Below are 18575 nucleotides of genomic sequence, written 5' to 3' on the forward strand. Positions count from 1 at the left end.
ATAGAGTAATGAAAACAAAAAATATAATATTAGGTCTGTTGTCGGCATCCATGGCCTTCTCATTCTCAGGATGTAATATGTTTGAGCCGGAGTTGGACAACACTTACGGTGAGGAGAGGGTGATAGAAGATGCTTCCTATGCAGTCGGGCTTTTGATGAAAGCGTATGCCGGTTTACCGACTGGCTATGACTTCTCCGAAGTGGCCACCGACGATGCTGTGACAAATAACAAGAGTAGTGAGTATGTAAAAATGGTTTCTGGAGGGTGGTCTTCATTATACGACCCTATGTCCACATGGAATTCATCCTATGAAGCCATTGCTTATCTTAATAAGTTGTTGTCTTTGGCCGATGTCATAGAATGGAGTCCCGATAGTGAAGAAAGGGATAAACTGCAACATGATAAAATTACCGGTGAAGCTTATGCACTGAGGGCGTATTATCATTTCCAATTATTGATGGCACATGGTGGTAAAAGCAGTTCAGGGAGCATGTTAGGAGTTCCTTATTTGACCGATATGGTAGATCCTGAAAATGAGAGCACGTGGAATTTGGTACGTCCCCCATATAGCCAAACGGTAGAGGACATTTTGCACGATTTGGATTTGGCTATCGAATTGCTGCCGGAAGAATATAAAAATACCAATACCGACCCGACTGCTGATAGAATACAAGGTGTCAAATTTAAAAATCGTATCGATTCTCGTATTGCGACAGCTTTGAAAGCCCGGGTAGCCCTCCATGCGGCAAGTCCGGCTTATAATGGAGGTGAATATGACCAAGAACTTTGCAAAGAAGCTGCAAAATGTGCGGCACAGCTCATCGAAAAGGTAGGCGGAATTGCTGAAATGACTGCCACCAGAGGGAGTTTGGCCGATTATCTTTTCTACGATGCAAATATGGATTCTAGAAATGTGGAAATTCTTTGGAGAGCCAATTATGTTACCAATTATGATCTTGAAACACAAAATTTCCCACCATCTCTTTTTGGAAATGGAGAGGTAAATCCGACACAGAACTTTGTGGATGCGTTCCCTATGGCAAATGGATATCCCATTACCGATATAGCCAATTCCCAATATGACGAAGATGCTCCTTATGCGGGACGTGACCCACGTTTGACCGATTATGTGATATATAACGGAGCTAAATTTAAAAATGTGAATATCAATACATCGGTCGATGACCCCAAAGATGGTTTGAATGTATTGACAACATCTACTCGTACAGGATATTATTTGAAGAAGTTATTGCGTGAGGATGTTAATCTTAATCCCGCTGCCGGACGACAGCACTTCCGTCCCTTAATCCGTTATACAGAATTGTTCCTTATTTATGCCGAAGCTGCCAATGAAGCCTATGGCCCAGATAATGCCAATACAGCCGGATTTTCAGCACGGCAAGCAATACGCGCTATTCGTCAGAGAGCCGGAGTAGGAGGAACTACAGAAACATCAGACGAATATTTGAATTCTTTGTCCAACTTACGGGATATTATTCGGAATGAACGCCGTATCGAACTTTCATTTGAAGGATTCCGCTTTTGGGATATCAGACGTTGGGGGAATAAATTGGATGAAACAGCTAAAGGAATCAAATATCAGGGGACTTTATATGAACTGATTGATGTAGAAAATCGGGTTTTCGCTCCATATATGCAATATGGACCTATACCAAGTGACCAAATTACAAAAACAAGAAATTTGGAGCAGAATGCCGGATGGTGAAAATTAATGATGTAAACAATAAAAAGATATCTATATGAAATTCAAGAATGTAAAATCGGTGTTGTTATTGGCATTTATAATGTTGATGACCGGTTGCCAAAATAGAGATTGGGAGTTCGACGATTTTGATTATACCGCTGTGTATTTTCCGTGGACTTATCCTGTAAGAACGTTGATTTTGGGGGATTGCGATGGTTATGACAATACAAATGACAGAAATCACCGTTTTGTAATCAGTGCTAAGATGGGAGGCGTATATCAAAATCAACAAAATGTACAAGTTGACTATATTATAGACCCCACTTTGGTAGAAAATTTGAATTTTGGAGAATCCGGATTACCGGTTAAGATGTTACCGAGCGAGTATTATACTTTAAGTAATTCCAATACGATGATTATACCGAAAGGTAGCTATTCCGGAGGGGTTACGGTTCAGTTGACTGATGCGTTCTTCGAAGATCCCGATGCTTGTACCACGAATTATGTATTGCCTTTAAGAATCGTTTCCGCCTCGGTCGATTCGGTTTTGAGAGGAGCGGCAGATGAAAGTGTTGCCAATCCGGATCCGAGAATAGCATCTCATTGGAAAACGGTTCCTATGGATTTCACTATTTTCGGTATAAAGTATATCAATCCGTATCATGGAAATTATTTATTGAGAGGAAAAACAACAGCTTCGGACAATGCCGGACAAGTGGCAAGTTATGGATATGGCCAATATGGGTATGTTGAAGAAGGATTGGTAACTCCATTGACAACTAAGTCGCTGACTACTGTAGAATATACGTCGCAAATACAGGTAGCTGCCGGAACTTCTCCAGGAAAATATGAAGTGGTTGTATCTGTTGACCCGGAAACGAATAATGTAACCGTAGCTCAAAAAGACGGTACTGCCTTCAATGTTACAGGTACTGGAAAATACGTTAAAGACGGGCAAGTTTGGGGAGGTAAAACCCGGGATGCCTTCTATTTGGATTTGAATATCGATGCCAATGGCGTTACATACCATGCTGCCGATACCTTGGTATTCAGAGATAATATGGTGAAACTCGAAGAGTTCACCCCGGAAGTAGTAACACCTTAAAATTTATTGGATTATGTTGAAGAAAATAATAGGAATAATATGCTGTGCGTTTCCTCTCGCTTTGTCGGCTCAGACCGGCGATTGGAAATTGGTATGGCAAGATGAGTTTGAATATACAGGGCTGCCAGACCCGAAAGTGTGGGGATACGAATATGGACAGTCGATACGCAACAAAGAAAGCCAGTTCTATACGCGTAGTCGTATCGAGAATACTCGTGTAGGTGGGGGAACATTGCAAATTATTGCTCGGAAAGAGCCCTATAACGGCAAGAAAGACAATTATACTTCGGGAAGTGTGATAACAAAAGGTACAAAGGAATTTCTGTACGGGAGGGTAGAAGTTTCGGCAAGACTGCCTTACGGCCGGGGAATATGGCCTGCCATTTGGATGTTACCCGCCGAAGACTATTATGGAGGATGGCCCCATAGCGGTGAGATAGATATTATGGAGTATGTCGGATTCGACCCCTCCAAAATACATATCAATATTCACAACGATACTTATAACAACAGTAAAAAAGGAAGTAAAGGTATTTGGTATGAAGTAAGTAACCTGCATAATAAATATCATCTCTATGCAATGGAATGGTCGCCCGAGAAAATAGATTTCTTTATTGATGAAGTGAAAGTTTTTACTTTCGCTAAAGAAGCGGACAATTTCAGTGTATGGCCTTTTGACAGACCTTTTTATCTGATATTGAATGTGGCTATTGGCGGAGGTTGGGGAGGACAACAAGGTATAGATGATTCGATATTTCCTCAAATGATGGAAGTTGATTATGTAAGAGTATATCAAAAAAATAAATGATAAGAAGTAAACAATATGAAAACGAGATTTTTGATGATTTTGGGGATATTGTTCCCTGTGTGGGTAGCTGCTCAGGTTACTGTCGATTTTAATGCAAAGCGGCAGACGATGATTGCCAATGGTATCAATATGGAAGGATACCATGTAGGGCAGTGGGATGAACTGAGTGCAGACAAAAAAGAGATGCTGGAGACCCTGCCTTGTCAGGTGGCGCGTATCGGTGCTCCTATGGTAGAGTGGGAACGTTCGAATGATAACGATGACCCGGATGTAATCAACTGGGATGGATTTAGTAAAGATGATATAGCTGTCATACATTCGGTAAACCGTATCCGGAGAATGAAAAACGAGTTTAATGTAGATGTGTGGCTCTCGTTTTGGAACTTGCCCAACTGGATTCTGAAAAATCCGAATAGCGGGGCGGCATACGACTATCAGGCCGGAAGACAAATCAATAACATTGACGAGTTTGCCGAATCCATTTGTGCTTTACTTATCTATATAAAAGAACAGACAGGCGTGGAAGTGAAATGGGTATCTTTCAATGAATCTTTGCAACAAGATAAGGCTGACGGAGGCTGGGGAGGATATAACACCGTGTTGTCGGTCGACGAAAATATCCGGTTGTTTAAAAAAGCCGGTGAATTATTCGAAAAACATGGATTGGGAACGAAATGGATGATCGGTAGCTTGTGTTTCCGCCCGTCCGAACTTCGTCAAGTAAAGGAAATATTGGCTGACCCTGAAGCTAAAAAATATATCGATGGAGTGGATTTCCATTCGTACGAATTGCAATATGGTGGACAAGACCAAGTAGAACAATGGGGTGATTTCTTTGCCACCAGTGATGTTCCGACTTTCTGTGGTGAGTTGGACAACTACAAAAGCGACTATAAAGGGGGGGACTGGATTTCTCACGGTATGCCTACCGGAAAAATGTATTATCAAATTTATCGGTATTCTTATAGTGCAGGTTCTTACCCTTGGTTCCCGGGGTCTCCGAAAGAAGAGTCGACTTATCGATATGTCGATTTGCATTATTTTGCCCATATTCCGCCGGGATATACGGTAGTGGAAACAAGTAGTACGGACGGAAACATATATGCTGTAGGAGCATGTAAAGAAGATGACCGGGTGATGATACTGCAAAATAATAGTGGTACGGCAAAGACTATTGAAATAAATGGATTCCCGGAACTTGACGGACTTCAGGTATATGAGTCCTATGTCAATAATTATGGGGTAAGAAACGATAAAGTGGCCAAATATGAGAATGGTATACTCAAAATAACTTTGAAGCCGTATTCGCTTTATTCGGTAGGAACTAACTTGGCAGAAATTGCAACATTGCGTATAGGAGAACAAGCTCCGGAAGGACGCATTGAGGCTGAAGATGAAATTTTTGGTGACGGTTCGGCTATTGCTACGGGAGTTGCCGGATATTCAGGTTGGGGGTATGTCGATTTCGGTAACATAAATTCTTGGGCCGGTTTTACATACGAGCAAACTTCTGCAGGGACATATGATGTAAAAATAAGTTATTCTTGTTCTACGGACCGGACATGTGAGGTATATGTAAATGACGAAAAAGTAACAGAAATAAATTTACCGTCGACTGGTACATCTTGGGGACAAAAAATATTTCCTGTACCGATGGTGGAAGGATCCAATACCATAAAATTCGTAGCTGTAAAGAAAAGCGGTCCGAATTTTGACTATTATGAAGTTGGTGGCCTCTCTACAGATATAGAAGCAGCATGGATAGACCATATTGTTGTATATCCGACAGTGGTAACAGATAAATTGATATATAACTTACCTCCTGATTTTCAACCGGCAAAAATGAACCTGATAAATGGAACAGGAATGTTGGTGAAACAATTCCCGGTGAAACAGCAAGAAGGAAATATCGATTTTTCAGATTTATCGTCAGGCATTTACTTTCTACAAATCGTTGATTCCGAAACAGGAAAAAGCAATATATATAAAGTTTTAAAACAATAATGTTTTAATCCCGAATCTTTTTACAAAACAAAAGGAAAGAGGTTATGATAAGACCTCTTTCCGAAGATTGTTTTGTCCATAGTTGAAATATTTTAAAGAGCCGAGTATGAAGAGAATAGTTTTTATATTATCCGTATTTTTGTCCTGCCATGTATTTGCAGCAGTACGGATGCCGGAATTGAAATGGTCGGTCAGTTATTCTGCCGATAAACAATTATCACAAGGAAAAGAAATTCCGGCAATCGTACCAGGAGCCGTACAATTGGATATTGCACGGGCCGAGAATTATCCACCCTATGTTTTTAATGACAATTACAAGCAATATGGTTGGATGGAAGATATGTATTACACCTATAAGACTCAGTTTAAAAAACCGGTTTTATCTTCATCCGAACGTCTTTATTTTGTTTCAAAAGGTATCGACTACCAGTTCGAAATATATTTGAACGGAGAAAAGTTATTTTATCAGGAAGGAATGTTTACATATGTAAATCTCGACCTGACCGACAAGCTGCAACCCGATAACAGCTTGCAGATATTGATTTATCCAGTTCCCAAAAAACAGAAAACTCCGGTCGATCGTTCTCAGGCAGCACATGTGGTAAAACCTGCCGTGAGTTACGGATGGGATTGGCATCCCCGCCTTGTACCATTGGGTATATGGGATGATACATATTTGGAAAAAAGAAACGTATCACATATCGATGATGTATTTGTAAAATACGTATTATCCGACAAATTTGATAAAGCAAATATAGAACTAGCCATAGAAGGTCGGAATTTGGACGACTGTTCTTTTTCTTGGACATTGAAGAATAAAGAAGGGAAAAATGTTTTACGCAGACAAGGAAAATTATCTGAACATTCACTGCTGGAAGGGATAGAATTCAGAAATCCAGAACTGTGGTGGTCATATGATCACGGAACCCCATACCTTTATACTTCGGTATTTGAGTTGAAAGATAAGAAAGGAAAGTCCATTCAAAAAATTACGGAAAAAATTGGATTCAGAAGAGTCCGTCTGGTAATGAATGAAGGAGCGTGGGACGAACCTGAAGATTTTCCGAAAGGGAGAAGTGTACCTCCGGCACAATTGGAACTGAATGGTCGTAAGATTTTCGCTAAAGGAACCAATTGGGTCAATCCCGAAATTTTCCCCGGTATCATTACACGGGAACGTTACAATGAATTGATTGATTTGGCGGTTGAAGCAAATTTCAATATGTTCAGAATTTGGGGTGGAGGTATCGTAAATAAAGAATCCTTTTTTGAATTATGTGACGAAAAAGGTATTTTGGTTTGGGAGGAGTTCCCGTTGTCATGCAATTTGTATCCCGACGAGCCGCACTACCTGTCGATATTGAAACAAGAAGCTACGTCGATAGTGAAACGGTTAAGAAAACACCCGTGTTTGGCAATGTGGTGCGGAGGTAACGAACTGTTCAATAACTGGTCGTTGATGACCGATCAGTCGTTACCTTTGCGTTTACTCAATAGTATCTGCTTGGAATATGACCCACTGGTTCCTTACAACCCTACCTCTCCACTTTATGGAATGGCCCATGGTTGCTATATTTTCAAATACTTTGACGGTCGGGAAGTTTTTGAAGCAATGAACAATGCACACAATACAGCATATACCGAATTTGGTATGCCGGGTATCTCTCCGATGGAAGTACTGAAACAAATCATTCCTGAAAATCAATTGTTCCCTCCGAAACCGAATACGGCATGGCAGGAACATCATGCCTTCGGTGCATGGGCTGGAGATACTTGGTTGTGCCCTGACATTCTGAATGAATATTTCGGACAAGCAACATCATTAGAAGAACTCATTGCACAAAGTCAACTGATGCAAAGTGAAGGATACAAAGCGATTTATGAGGAGGCCCGCCGTCAAAAACCATACTGTTCCATGGCTTTGAACTGGTGTTATAATGAACCCTGGCCGGCTGCTGTGAACAATTCGTTATTAGTCTATCCGGCTATTGCCAAACCGGCGTTTTATGCTGTATCTAATTCTTGCCGACCGTTTTGTACAAGTGCTCGTTTGAGCAAGTTTGTCTGGAACGAGGGAGAAGAATTTTTCGCAGAAATATGGTTGTTGAACGACAAATATGAAAAAATTTGTCCGGGAAAACTGAGAATAAAACTACAAGCCGGTAACGAAACGATAGAAATACTCACATGGGATACTCCGACAACCGAAAAAAATACCAATTTAGCAGGACCGACAGCTCGGTTCAAGCTGCCGAAATGGACTGTTGACAGGTTCAAATTGATATTGGAAGTAGACGAAAACCCCGAATACAATTCTGAATATACGTTATTGTACCGGCCGAAACCGGAACCGAAAGAAAAAGGTACGGCAATTTTGAATATGAACAATTGATTCCCTTGAACGAGTTATTCCCGATTAAACGAACTCCAAATAAATATTGAGTATGTATAAATACAGTTTGATAGTGATGTTCATGGGTTTATTACTATGCAGCAGTTGCAATCAAGAAGAAACAACACTGTCTGGTATGAATCCCGAAAGGTTTAGTGCGAGTGTCGAAGGCAAACCGGTTAGGTTGTATACCCTGAAAAATAAAAACGACTTGGAGGCGACAATAACCAATTTTGGAGGGAGAATAGTCTCTTTATGGGTCCCCGACCGCAACGGGACATTCGCAGATATCGTATTGGGACACGACTCGATACAGGACTATCTGAACATAGAGGGTAATTTTGGAGCAATTATTGGTCGTTATGGCAATCGTATTGCAAATGCTAATTTCGTTTTGGACGGAAAAGAGTATTTATTACCGATAAATAATGGCACACACTGTTTGCACGGAGGACCCGAGGGATTCGATCGGAAAGTCTGGGAAGTAGTAGCCGATTGTGACAGCAGCTTATTGCTAAAGTACATCTCAGTGGACGGAGAAGCAGGATTCCCGGGAAATCTTTCAGTAGAAATCCGTTATACACTTCGGTCAGACAACGCATTGGAAATTACTTATAATGCCGTGACCGATGCTCCTACGGTAGTGAACTTGACCAATCATAGCTATTTCAATTTATCGGGCAATCCGGAGTATGACATATTAGGACATATTCTGAAAATAAATGCCGATACTTATCTTCCCGTAGACAGTACATTGATTCCACTTGGTACGATAGCTTCTGTAGACAATACAGTATTCGATTTTACAACACCCAAAGCAATCGGATCCCGAATAAATGAACCGGACGAACAGTTGATATATGCCCACGGATATGACCATAATTATATATTGAATACGAAAGGAGATATAAACACTGTAGCTTGTAAGGTAGTAGAACCGGAGAGTGGACGTACTATGGAAGTCTTTACTAACGAACCGGGAGTACAGTTTTATTCTTGTAGCCATTTGGATGGAAGTATATCGGGAAAAAAAGGAATAAAATATGGCAGGAGTTCCGCTTTATGCCTCGAAACCCAACATTATCCCGACACACCACATCATCCCGAATGGCCTACGGTAGTATTGCGGCCTGGAGAAAAATATCATAGTGTCTGTATATATAAATTTGGAGTGGAATAAATTTAATCTTTTTTAATATAAAATACACAAACATGAAAACAACACAATTATGGGCATTGCTGATTTCGATAATGGCTTTTGTCGGATGTTCTTCGAAAGATGCTGCAAAAACAACAGAAGAAAACACCCCTTTATCTATTATTTTTGATACCGATATGGGAAATGACGTAGATGATGCTCTAGCACTGGATATGTTGTACAAATATATGGAAGAAGGACGCATCAATCTGCTGGCTATTCCCACGACAAAAAAAAGCGAATATTGTCCGGGATATATAGACATAATGAATACTTGGTATGGGCATAACATTCCCATAGGAGTAGTAGAGAACGGGACGGACAAAAATAATTCTTCACATTTTATACAAACAGCTTGTGAATTGAAGACTGACAACGGCAAACCAGCTTTTGAAAGGACGGTTACGAATTATGCCGATTTCCTTAAATCGGTGTCTTTATACCGTAAAGTGCTTTCAGGACAACCGGATTCCTCTGTTGTCATCGTATCTGTAGGATTTTCTACAAATTTGGCTCAATTATTGGATTCTCAAGCCGACGAATATTCTCCGTTATCAGGAAAAGACTTGGTAAAGAAAAAAGTAAAATACGTTTCTGCAATGATGGGACAAATGCAGGATACGGCATTCAAAGAATTCAATGTCTATTGTGATATCCCCTCAGCTCAGAAATTTGTCAATGAATGGCCTACACCGATTGTTGCTTCACCTTATGAAGTAGGTGATGCCATTTTGTTTCCGGCAAAATGCATCGAAAACGATTTTAAATGGAAAACTCCTAATCCCTTGGTAGTGGGATATGAAAATTACATGGAAATGCCGTATGACCGTCAAACATGGGATATGACATCAGTCCTTTATGTCGTAGAAAATGACAAAAACTTTTTTGGAAATTCAGGTCCGGGAACCATAAGCATAGATGATACGGGGGCAACTACATTTTCCCCTAATGCGAATGGCAAACATTCTTACTTGACTGTTAACGAAGAACAGGCCCAGACGATAAAGGACTATTTTATTCGTTTTATAACTCAAAAACCGGCAAAATATAAGGACTTTGAATAATATATCTTTTGATGTCAGGAAAGATGAAAAATAAATAAAAGATTACAAATTTTGTGCTATGAATAAGCTGAGAGTTTGCCTTTATATTGGGTTATGTTTCGGATACATTCAGAATATATGGGCTCAGGAAGTAAAGGTTGATTTTACGAAAAAGAAACAAACAATAGAATATATGGGTATCAACATGGAAGGTTACCATACTACCGGAGGAGCCGAAATACTGAAAAATTCACTTTCGGAGATGCTGGCATCTTTACCTGTAAATGCTGTGAGAATAGGATTACCTTTAAAAGAATGGGAACCGGTCAACGATAACAAATCTGCCAATACGATAAACAAGCAGGGATTTACCGTAACGAAGTCTATTTCCAATTCATTTGAACGATTGGTTCGTATGAAAAAACAAAATTTGGCAATATGGCTGTCGATATGGGACATGGCCGATTGGAACATACAAGACCCGTCACAAGGACATAACCGTCGCATAAGAGATTTGGACGAAATGGTTGAATCGATAACTGCCTATTTGTTGGAAGCGAAAGAAAAATACGGAACAGAGGTTGACTGGATATCGATAAATGAACCTACAATTGCATCTGAGACAGGCTACGGAGGTTATAATATCGGTATGTCGGTAGAAGAACAAGTAACACTGATAAAAAAGAGTACAAAAAAATTCAGAAAACACAATCTCGGAACTCAATGGATTATTGCCATTCACAGCGTATATCCGTCCGAATTACATCAGGCTCAATCTATGTTCAAAGAAGTAAAAGACTGTGTAGCAGGATTCGATTTTCATTCATATTGGCTTCATAACGATGACAGGGCCTCTCACGTGGCATCTTGGGGAGATTGGATTTCAACGACCGGACTCCCGGCCTATTGTGGTGAGTTGGACTATGACAATAATTTCTGGAAAAGAACACCGGAAGATAAAAAAAATTGGATAACCCATGGAATGGAAACAGCCAGATTATATGCTTTAGTGTACAACTCGGCACGGGCATCAGGCAGTTTCCCTTGGTATGCAAGTCGTCCGAGTCAGGCTACACCTTATAGCTACGTGGCATTGCATTATCACTCCCATTTATTACCTGGATATAGAGTGGTAGAAACGTCAGCATCAGATTCAGATTTATCAGCAGTAGCAGCAGAAAAAGGGCAAAACTGGACGATGATTGTTCAGAATAATTCATCTCGGCGGAGAATGGTAAAAATAAAAGGTTGCGTAGGAAACACGGCACAAGTGATAGCTACATATAATGATAATTATGGTGTAAGAAAAAACGATGTTTCGATAATAGAGGGAGAAATACATTTGCAGATGGAACCTTATTCACTCTATTCTTTAGGTAATAATCTGAATCCTATACCTTCTGTAATCATAAAACAATAACACATATTTTATTGATATTGGATAATTGCAAAATGAAGATTACTTCTTATCTAAAATACTCCAGAAGCGTTGGGGCAAATATATGTTTTCGATGCTTCTGGATTTTTTAAATAAAGGCGCTATATCTTTAGGCGAAAAACCCGCTATCCCGCATCCGATTTCTGTCAATAAAAATTTCATTTCAGGATGCAACCGGGCAAATTCGATAAAACGGTCTGCATAAGGAACTATGTTCTGCACAGAAGCAAACATGGTAGGTATTGCATAAGTTTGCCCTTGTAATCCTTCACCTTGACCATATATCGCCCCCCATTTTAGTGCTGTTCGGGCAGCCCCACCGTTATGATGTCCTTGGCTGTTGCTTCCGAATACAAAGATTTCATCCGGATTCAAATCCGTTATCCATTCAGGTGTTATTCTGTCAGTTTGCATATCGAAATTATATTACACTGAAGATACGTCTTTTTTTATATTTAGACAAATTATACTATAAATTGTCGCAATATACCATGTAATAGGTATTGTTTCTCCATTGAAGGTTAGCGAACTTTGTATATAATAAATTTGTTCTTGATATATAAAAACTATCATTATGAAAAGAATTGTTTTGCTCCGTCATGGAGAAAGTACATGGAACAAAGAAAACAGATTTACAGGTTGGACAGACGTCGATTTATCTGAAAAAGGAATAGAAGAAGCTTTAAAGGCTGGGGAAGTTCTTAAAAAAGAAAATTTTGTTTTCAACAAAGCATATACATCCTATTTGAAACGGGCAGTAAAGACATTGAATTGTGTACTTGACAAACTTGACCAAGATTGGATTCCGGTAGAGAAAAGCTGGCGGTTGAATGAGAAACACTACGGTTCTTTACAGGGCTTGAATAAAAGTGAAACTGCCGAAAAATACGGAGAAGAGCAGGTTTTGATATGGCGTCGCAGTTATGACATCGCTCCGGCTCCATTGGCAGAAGACGATCCGAGAAATCCTCGTTTCGATATTCGCTATAAAGAAGTTCCGGATAGAGAACTTCCTCGTACAGAATCATTAAAACAAACCATAGAACGGATTATGCCTTATTGGGAAAAAGTTATATTTCCGAATCTTAAAACCGCCGATGATTTACTTGTTGTCGCTCATGGCAATAGCCTTCGGGGAATAATAAAACATTTGAAGAATATCTCCGACGATGAAATTGTCAAATTAAATTTACCGACGGCTGTTCCCTATGTTTTCGAATTTGACGACAATTACAACTTGGTTAAGGATTATTTTTTAGGAGATGCCGATGAAATAAAAAAGAAAATGAATGCTGTTGCTAATCAGGGGAAAAAGTAAGACTTGAAAAAGCCTCTCTTCATTAAATTAGCTATCGACCGGAGTTTTTAGAAGAAATATTTTGGAAGTTTCACATAAATAACTACCTTTGCATCGCTTTTGAACAAAAGTAAGGCCGGTCGGGTAGCTCAGCTGGATAGAGCAACAGCCTTCTAAGCTGTGGGTCCTGGGTTCGAATCCCAGCCCGATCACCGAACAATGAGCGGTTAATCTATGGATTAGCTGCTCATTGTTTTTATATGTCACTCTTCGCTTTTCTTAACTTTAAGAACTTTCTTAAACTGAAGATAAGATTATAGTAAAGAAAATATTTAAAAAATATCATTTATACTTTTTATACTTATATTTTAAAATAGCTGTAATATTGTTATATTCCTTTTTCTTTTATGGTTATTTACAATATTACAGCTATTTTTGTATACAGATTCTATTTTTAGAGAAGAAAAGACAAAATTTGCACCAGAAGATATTATCACCGAAGTAATAATACCAGGAATGAAAACAGATTTTAGGATATCGTTATTACAGTATATTTTTATCTTTATATTCAGTACAGTAGGCATATCCCTATATGCAACTGACGACCTGCAATCGATGTCAGATTATTTAGACCATATCATCGATAATAAGGAATTGTTCACAAAACAAAAAGAGCAGGATATTACAAACCTCAAAAAGCTGCTGGAAAAGAAAAATGCTTCCCTTGAATATGAATATGAAATCAATTTGAAGTTGTATAACGAATATAAAAAATTCAAACTTGATTCTGCCATACATTATGCCGAAAGAAATGTCCAGATAGCAAATACATTGAATAAAACGAATTTAAGATATCTCTCGGAGATAAACCTTGCAACATCTTATTCTTATGCCGGGCGTTTTCGTGAATCAGAAGAAATATTGAAAAAAATACATCCCTCCAAACTATCCAAAGATATATTATGTGAGTATTATAATGCTTATTGCCGTTTTTTTGAGCACTATGAGGCTATCAGTAACCAACCTAAATATTCACAACAAACGCGTTTATATAAGGATTCTCTATTACTGGTTCTCGATCCGTCATCATTTGATTATAAGATAAATATGGTAAGCAAGTATATCAGCCAGAAACAAAATGACAAAGCGGAAGAACTATTGTTCGATTTATTAGACACCGAGGATATCGATACTCCGAATTATGCCATAGTTACACATTATTTAGGATATATATTCGGATGGAAAGGAGAACCCGAACTGGAAAAAAAATACTATATCATGTCTGCCATTGCCGACGTAAAAAATTCTATTAAAGAAAACTCTTCATTTTTACGGCTCGCCCTCATTTATAATGATAATGGAGATATTGCAAAAGCTTTCAAATATACCCAGTCTGCTATAGAAGATGCGATGTTTTCACAAGTACAGTTTCGCACGGCCCAGATGGTTCGGTTTTATTCTATTATAAATGCTTCTTATCAAGCTAAAGAAGCAAAAACCAACGCTGCGCTGAAAACATATCTGATTTTGATAAGTGTGCTCTCTTTGTTCCTTATATTACTGGTTGTATATATTTATAAACAGATGAAAAAATTGTCTCGGATAAAAAAGGAACTGTCGAATGTCAATGAAAAACTTACCGAATTAAATAGAGAATTGAATGAAACAAATGATTTGTTGCACAGCAAGAATGCCCAGTTAAGAGAGTCAAACGATGTAAAAGAGCAGTATATAGGCCAGTTCTTCAATCTTTGTTCTACCTATATTGATAAAATGGAAGATTATCGTAAAACACTCTACAAATTGGGAATAAACCGACAATATGAAGAACTGATAAAGATACTTAAATCTACAACCGTTGTAGATAATGAGCTGGATGAATTATATACCCATTTTGATAGTATTTTCTTAAGTTTGTATCCTACATTTGTTACCGATTTTAATTCACTTTTGGCAGAAAACGAGCAAATTGTATTGAAATCAGGAGACCTTCTCAATAAGGAACTTCGTATTTATGCCTTATTGCGTTTGGGAATTACCGATAATGTCAAGATTGCAGGTTTCTTGCGCTGCTCTATGAGTACGATATACAATTATCGTACAAAGATGAGAAACAAAGCAGCAATCGATAGAGACGAATTCGAAGATATGGTAATGAAAATCGGAATAGCCGGTCGCAAAGAAGAATAGGCTATGTGTTTAGAGCCTATTTAAATTTTACTCAAGTCAGATTTGGAAGTTTCTTTCGGAGACTTTTTGTTTTTATAAGAATAATAACTGGTTATCTGACGAGTAAAAACGAGGAAAGAGACCGAAAGGAAATGTAAAAAAATGTCCAGATAATATTTTTCTTATTGGAAAAATTAGACTGATTCTTGGAGAGCGGTTTTCGCAGACATCTTTCTATGCCAATAAGGAGCATAGCAGACGGTGACGAGAACTGTCACTTTTGAGAAGGATTGGAGTGTGCCACGCTCGGTACAATTTACTCTAAACCAAAAGCAGTCACTGAAAAAGTAATAAACTCAATATTTCAATTCGAACGGCTTTCATTTACATCAGTGAAGGCAATATGGGAATTTTTCATAAAAGCAGGTGCTATGAGTACCGGATGTAAAACAAAAAAGCTTTATTCAAATGAAAATTATGGTTATTTTTTGATTAATAAAGAGTTAATTATCCAGGTATTTCTTAAAATTTAACTCCAAATAGTCTACATTTTTTACTATATTTTTTTTTACTAAATAATTAATTAATAGACTTTTATTTATTCTACCATTCTACAAAATGATGTTTGTCTTTAAAATTGAAAATTATAAAAAGTAGCTTTGTAATAACGGAAGGAAACCGAAACGAATTTGTCATGAAAAACAAAGCTACATCGATACTTTTCCCTCCTTTATATAATATAATGTGTGTTATAAGTTGAAATTTCAGATTAACCAAAATAATCTTTAATACTAATATATAAAATATGAGCACCAGAATAAAGACAGGGTTGATAGGCTTAGGCCGGATGGGGAGATTCTATTTGGAAGAGATGCAGAAGAGCGGGGAATGGGACATACGCTACATATGCGATGTCAACCCGGGCATTCGGGCATTGGCCGGGGAGCTGTCTCCCGGAAGCAAGATCATCGAAGACGAGCAGGTCATCTTCGAGGACCCTGAAATAGAGGTCGTAGGCCTGTTCACACTAGCCGATTCGAGGCTGGAGCAAATCAGCAAAGCCGTACATTATGGCAAGCATATCATATCGGAAAAGCCCATAGCCGATACCGTCGAGCGGGAATGGGAGGCCGTGCGGCTGAGCGAATCGTCACCGCTGCTCAGCACGGTCAATCTCTATTTGCGGAATTCATGGTACCACCAGTGCATGAAGCACTACATCGAGCAGGGAGAAATCGGGGAGCTGGCCATCCTCCGCATCTGCCACATGACTCCGGGGCTTGTGCCGGGCGAGGGGCACGAACATGAGGGGCCGGCTTTCCATGACTGCGGGATGCACTACGTTGACATCGCGCGGTGGTATGCCGGGTGTGAATACAAGAGCTGGCACTCGCAGGGGATCAACATGTGGAACTACAAGGACCCCTGGTGGATACAGTGCCACGGCACTTTTGACAACGGCGTGGTTTTCGACATCACCCAAGGCTTCGTTTACGGGCAGCTTTCCAAAGACCAGACTCATAATTCCTATGTCGACATCATCGGTACCAAAGGCATTGTCCGCATGAGCCACGACTTCAAGACGGCCGTGGTGGACCTCCACGGGGTCAACCAGACCCAACGCATCGAGAAGCCTTTCGGGGGAAAGAACATAGACCGTCTGTGCCGTCTCTTCGCGGAATCCCTGCGCAGTGGCGTGCGCCATCCCCTGCTGCCCCGGTTGCGCGATTCGGCCATTGCCTCGGAGTATGCCTGGAAATTCTTCCTGGATGCCAAGGAGCACGAGCTGCCCTCCATCGGCAAAGTACAGACGCTGGAGCGTATCCGGGAACGGCGCCGGAACATGAAAAACGGTTACGGACTGATCAAACGTTTTTAAGCAAACTATATAAAAATAAATGGTTAACTAAAAATTTAATTATTATGTCAGACATTTCAAGAAGAGATTTTCTCAAGACAGGCGCTGCCGCCCTGGCCGGCCTGACCATCGCCCCGAGCAGCATTCTGGGCAAGAGTTTCGGGCATGTCCCTCCCAGTGACAAGCTGAACATCGCGGCTGTAGGTATCGGAGGCATGGGTAATGCCAATCTGAAAAACATGGAAAAGACGGATAATATCGTGGCCTTGTGCGACGTGGACTGGCGTTATGCCAAGCCTGTTTTCGAGCGCCTTCCCAACGCCAAGAGGTATTATGATTACCGCAAGATGTATGATGAAATGGGCAAGAGCATCGATGCGGTCCTGGTGGCTACGGCCGACCACACCCATGCCATCATCTCGGCCGAAGCGCTGACCATGGGCAAGCACGTGTATTGCCAGAAGCCTTTGACCCACTCGGTATATGAGTCCCGTCTGCTGACCAAGCTGGCCGAAAAGTACAACGTGGCTACGCAGATGGGCAACCAGGGGGCTTCGGACGAGGGCACCGACCTGGTGTGCGAATGGATATGGAACGGTGAGATCGGAGAGGTCACCAAAGTGGAATGCGCTACGGACCGGCCCATCTGGCCCCAGGGTCTCAACGCGCCTGAGAAGGTAGACCGCATTCCCAAGACTCTTGACTGGGACCTGTTCTGTGGCCCTACGGAGGTGATTCCGTACAATTCCATCTACCATCCTTGGAACTGGAGGGGTTGGTGGCGTTTCGGGACCGGAGCTTTGGGGGACATGGCCTGCCACATCCTGCACCAGCCGTTCAAGGCCTTGAACTTGAAGTATCCCACCAAGGTACAAGGCTCGTCAACCCTTCTGCTGCAAGACTGCGCCCCTACGGCCCAACACGTGAAAATGGTCTTCCCCGCCCGGGACAACATGCCCAAGGTGGCCATGCCCGAAGTCGAGGTGCACTGGTATGACGGAGGCATGATGCCGGACCGGCCGGCCGGTTTCCCTGACAACAAGCAGCTGATGGGACCTGGAGGGGGATTGACGATTTTCCACGGGACCAAGGATACCCTTATTTGCGGTTGTTACGGGCAGCAGCCTTACCTGCTTTCGGGCCGGGTGCCCAACGCCCCCAAAGTCTGCCGGCGCGTGCCCAACGCCATGGGAGGAGGCCACGAACAAGACTGGATACGGGCTTGCAAGGAAAGCCCTTCGAGCCGGGTAAAGACCAAATCGGATTTCTCCGAAGCCGGACCGCTCAACGAAATGGTGGTCATGGGGGTACTGGCCGTGCGGCTGCAGACTCTCAACAAGGAGCTCCAGTGGGACGGGGAGAACATGAGGTTTACCAATATAGCCGACAACGAGACCATCCGCAACCTTGTCAAGGACGATTTCAAAATTGTGGACGGTGACCCAAAATTCAACAAAATCTGGACTGACCCGGTCAACGCACAGGCTTATGCCCAGGAGCTGATCAAGCACAATTACCGCCAGGGGTGGAAATTGCCCGACATGCCCAGATAACAGC

Annotated in this window: 13 protein-coding genes and 1 tRNA gene; 13 read left to right on the forward strand and 1 reads right to left on the reverse strand. The window is 40.9% G+C overall.

The annotated features are described in order from the left end of the window. The first annotated feature begins 8 nt into the window (after positions 1-8). From Cop2CBH44_RS02155 to Cop2CBH44_RS02190, 8 genes are all read left to right on the forward strand, one after another. Positions 9-1727: a RagB/SusD family nutrient uptake outer membrane protein gene (locus tag Cop2CBH44_RS02155; protein ID WP_021929856.1), complete on the forward strand. Its 1719-nt coding sequence runs from the start codon at positions 9-11 to the stop codon at positions 1725-1727. A 34-nt stretch (positions 1728-1761) separates the two neighbouring features. After that, positions 1762-2811: a DUF5627 domain-containing protein gene (locus Cop2CBH44_RS02160; RefSeq protein ID WP_200755467.1), complete on the forward strand. Its 1050-nt coding sequence runs from the start codon at positions 1762-1764 to the stop codon at positions 2809-2811. 13 nt (positions 2812-2824) lie between these two features. Continuing rightward, on the forward strand, positions 2825-3619 hold the full coding sequence (locus Cop2CBH44_RS02165) for a glycoside hydrolase family 16 protein (protein ID WP_021929858.1): 795 nt from the start codon (positions 2825-2827) through the stop codon (positions 3617-3619). 15 nt (positions 3620-3634) lie between these two features. Then, positions 3635-5623 carry a T9SS type A sorting domain-containing protein gene (locus Cop2CBH44_RS02170; protein ID WP_200755468.1) on the forward strand — a complete coding sequence of 663 codons (1989 nt, stop codon included), beginning with the start codon at positions 3635-3637 and terminating at the stop codon, positions 5621-5623. A gap of 106 nt (positions 5624-5729) precedes the next feature. Beyond that, positions 5730-8015: a glycoside hydrolase family 2 protein gene (locus Cop2CBH44_RS02175; RefSeq protein ID WP_200755469.1), complete on the forward strand. Its 2286-nt coding sequence runs from the start codon at positions 5730-5732 to the stop codon at positions 8013-8015. Between the two features lie 52 nt (positions 8016-8067). Then, entirely contained in the window at positions 8068-9195 is a 1128-nt protein-coding gene (locus Cop2CBH44_RS02180) for an aldose epimerase family protein (RefSeq protein ID WP_021929861.1), read from the forward strand. A gap of 32 nt (positions 9196-9227) precedes the next feature. Next, on the forward strand, positions 9228-10277 hold the full coding sequence (locus Cop2CBH44_RS02185) for a nucleoside hydrolase (RefSeq protein ID WP_200755470.1): 1050 nt from the start codon (positions 9228-9230) through the stop codon (positions 10275-10277). A gap of 58 nt (positions 10278-10335) precedes the next feature. Next, complete coding sequence (locus Cop2CBH44_RS02190; protein WP_021929863.1) at positions 10336-11676, forward strand: hypothetical protein; 1341 nt, start codon at positions 10336-10338, stop codon at positions 11674-11676. Between the two features lie 39 nt (positions 11677-11715). On the opposite strand, the gene Cop2CBH44_RS02195 is transcribed toward Cop2CBH44_RS02190, so the two are convergent. Beyond that, positions 11716-12108, reverse strand: coding sequence for an A1S_2505 family phage non-structural protein (locus tag Cop2CBH44_RS02195; RefSeq protein ID WP_021929864.1), 393 nt, complete (start codon positions 12106-12108; stop codon positions 11716-11718). Between the two features lie 160 nt (positions 12109-12268). On the opposite strand from Cop2CBH44_RS02195, the gene gpmA reads away from it, so the two are divergent. The 5 genes from gpmA (at position 12269) to Cop2CBH44_RS02220 (ending at position 18571) form a co-directional block, all read left to right on the forward strand. Continuing rightward, complete coding sequence (gpmA, locus tag Cop2CBH44_RS02200; RefSeq protein WP_021929865.1) at positions 12269-13012, forward strand: 2,3-diphosphoglycerate-dependent phosphoglycerate mutase; 744 nt, start codon at positions 12269-12271, stop codon at positions 13010-13012. Positions 13013-13129: 117 nt separating this feature from the next. Then, positions 13130-13203, forward strand: a tRNA-Arg gene (locus Cop2CBH44_RS02205). Positions 13204-13507: 304 nt separating this feature from the next. Next, on the forward strand, positions 13508-15181 hold the full coding sequence (locus tag Cop2CBH44_RS02210) for a SusR family glycan utilization regulator (RefSeq protein WP_021929876.1): 1674 nt from the start codon (positions 13508-13510) through the stop codon (positions 15179-15181). 784 nt (positions 15182-15965) lie between these two features. After that, on the forward strand, positions 15966-17039 hold the full coding sequence (locus tag Cop2CBH44_RS02215) for a disaccharide 3-dehydrogenase (protein ID WP_021931083.1): 1074 nt from the start codon (positions 15966-15968) through the stop codon (positions 17037-17039). Between the two features lie 44 nt (positions 17040-17083). After that, positions 17084-18571 (forward strand): glycoside 3-dehydrogenase, encoded by a 1488-nt coding sequence (locus Cop2CBH44_RS02220; protein WP_021931084.1) that lies wholly within the window; start codon positions 17084-17086, stop codon positions 18569-18571. Positions 18572-18575 lie beyond the last annotated feature (4 nt).

The sequence above is a fragment of the Coprobacter secundus subsp. similis genome, assembly GCF_015097275.1.
GTDB lineage: Bacteria > Bacteroidota > Bacteroidia > Bacteroidales > Coprobacteraceae > Coprobacter > Coprobacter secundus.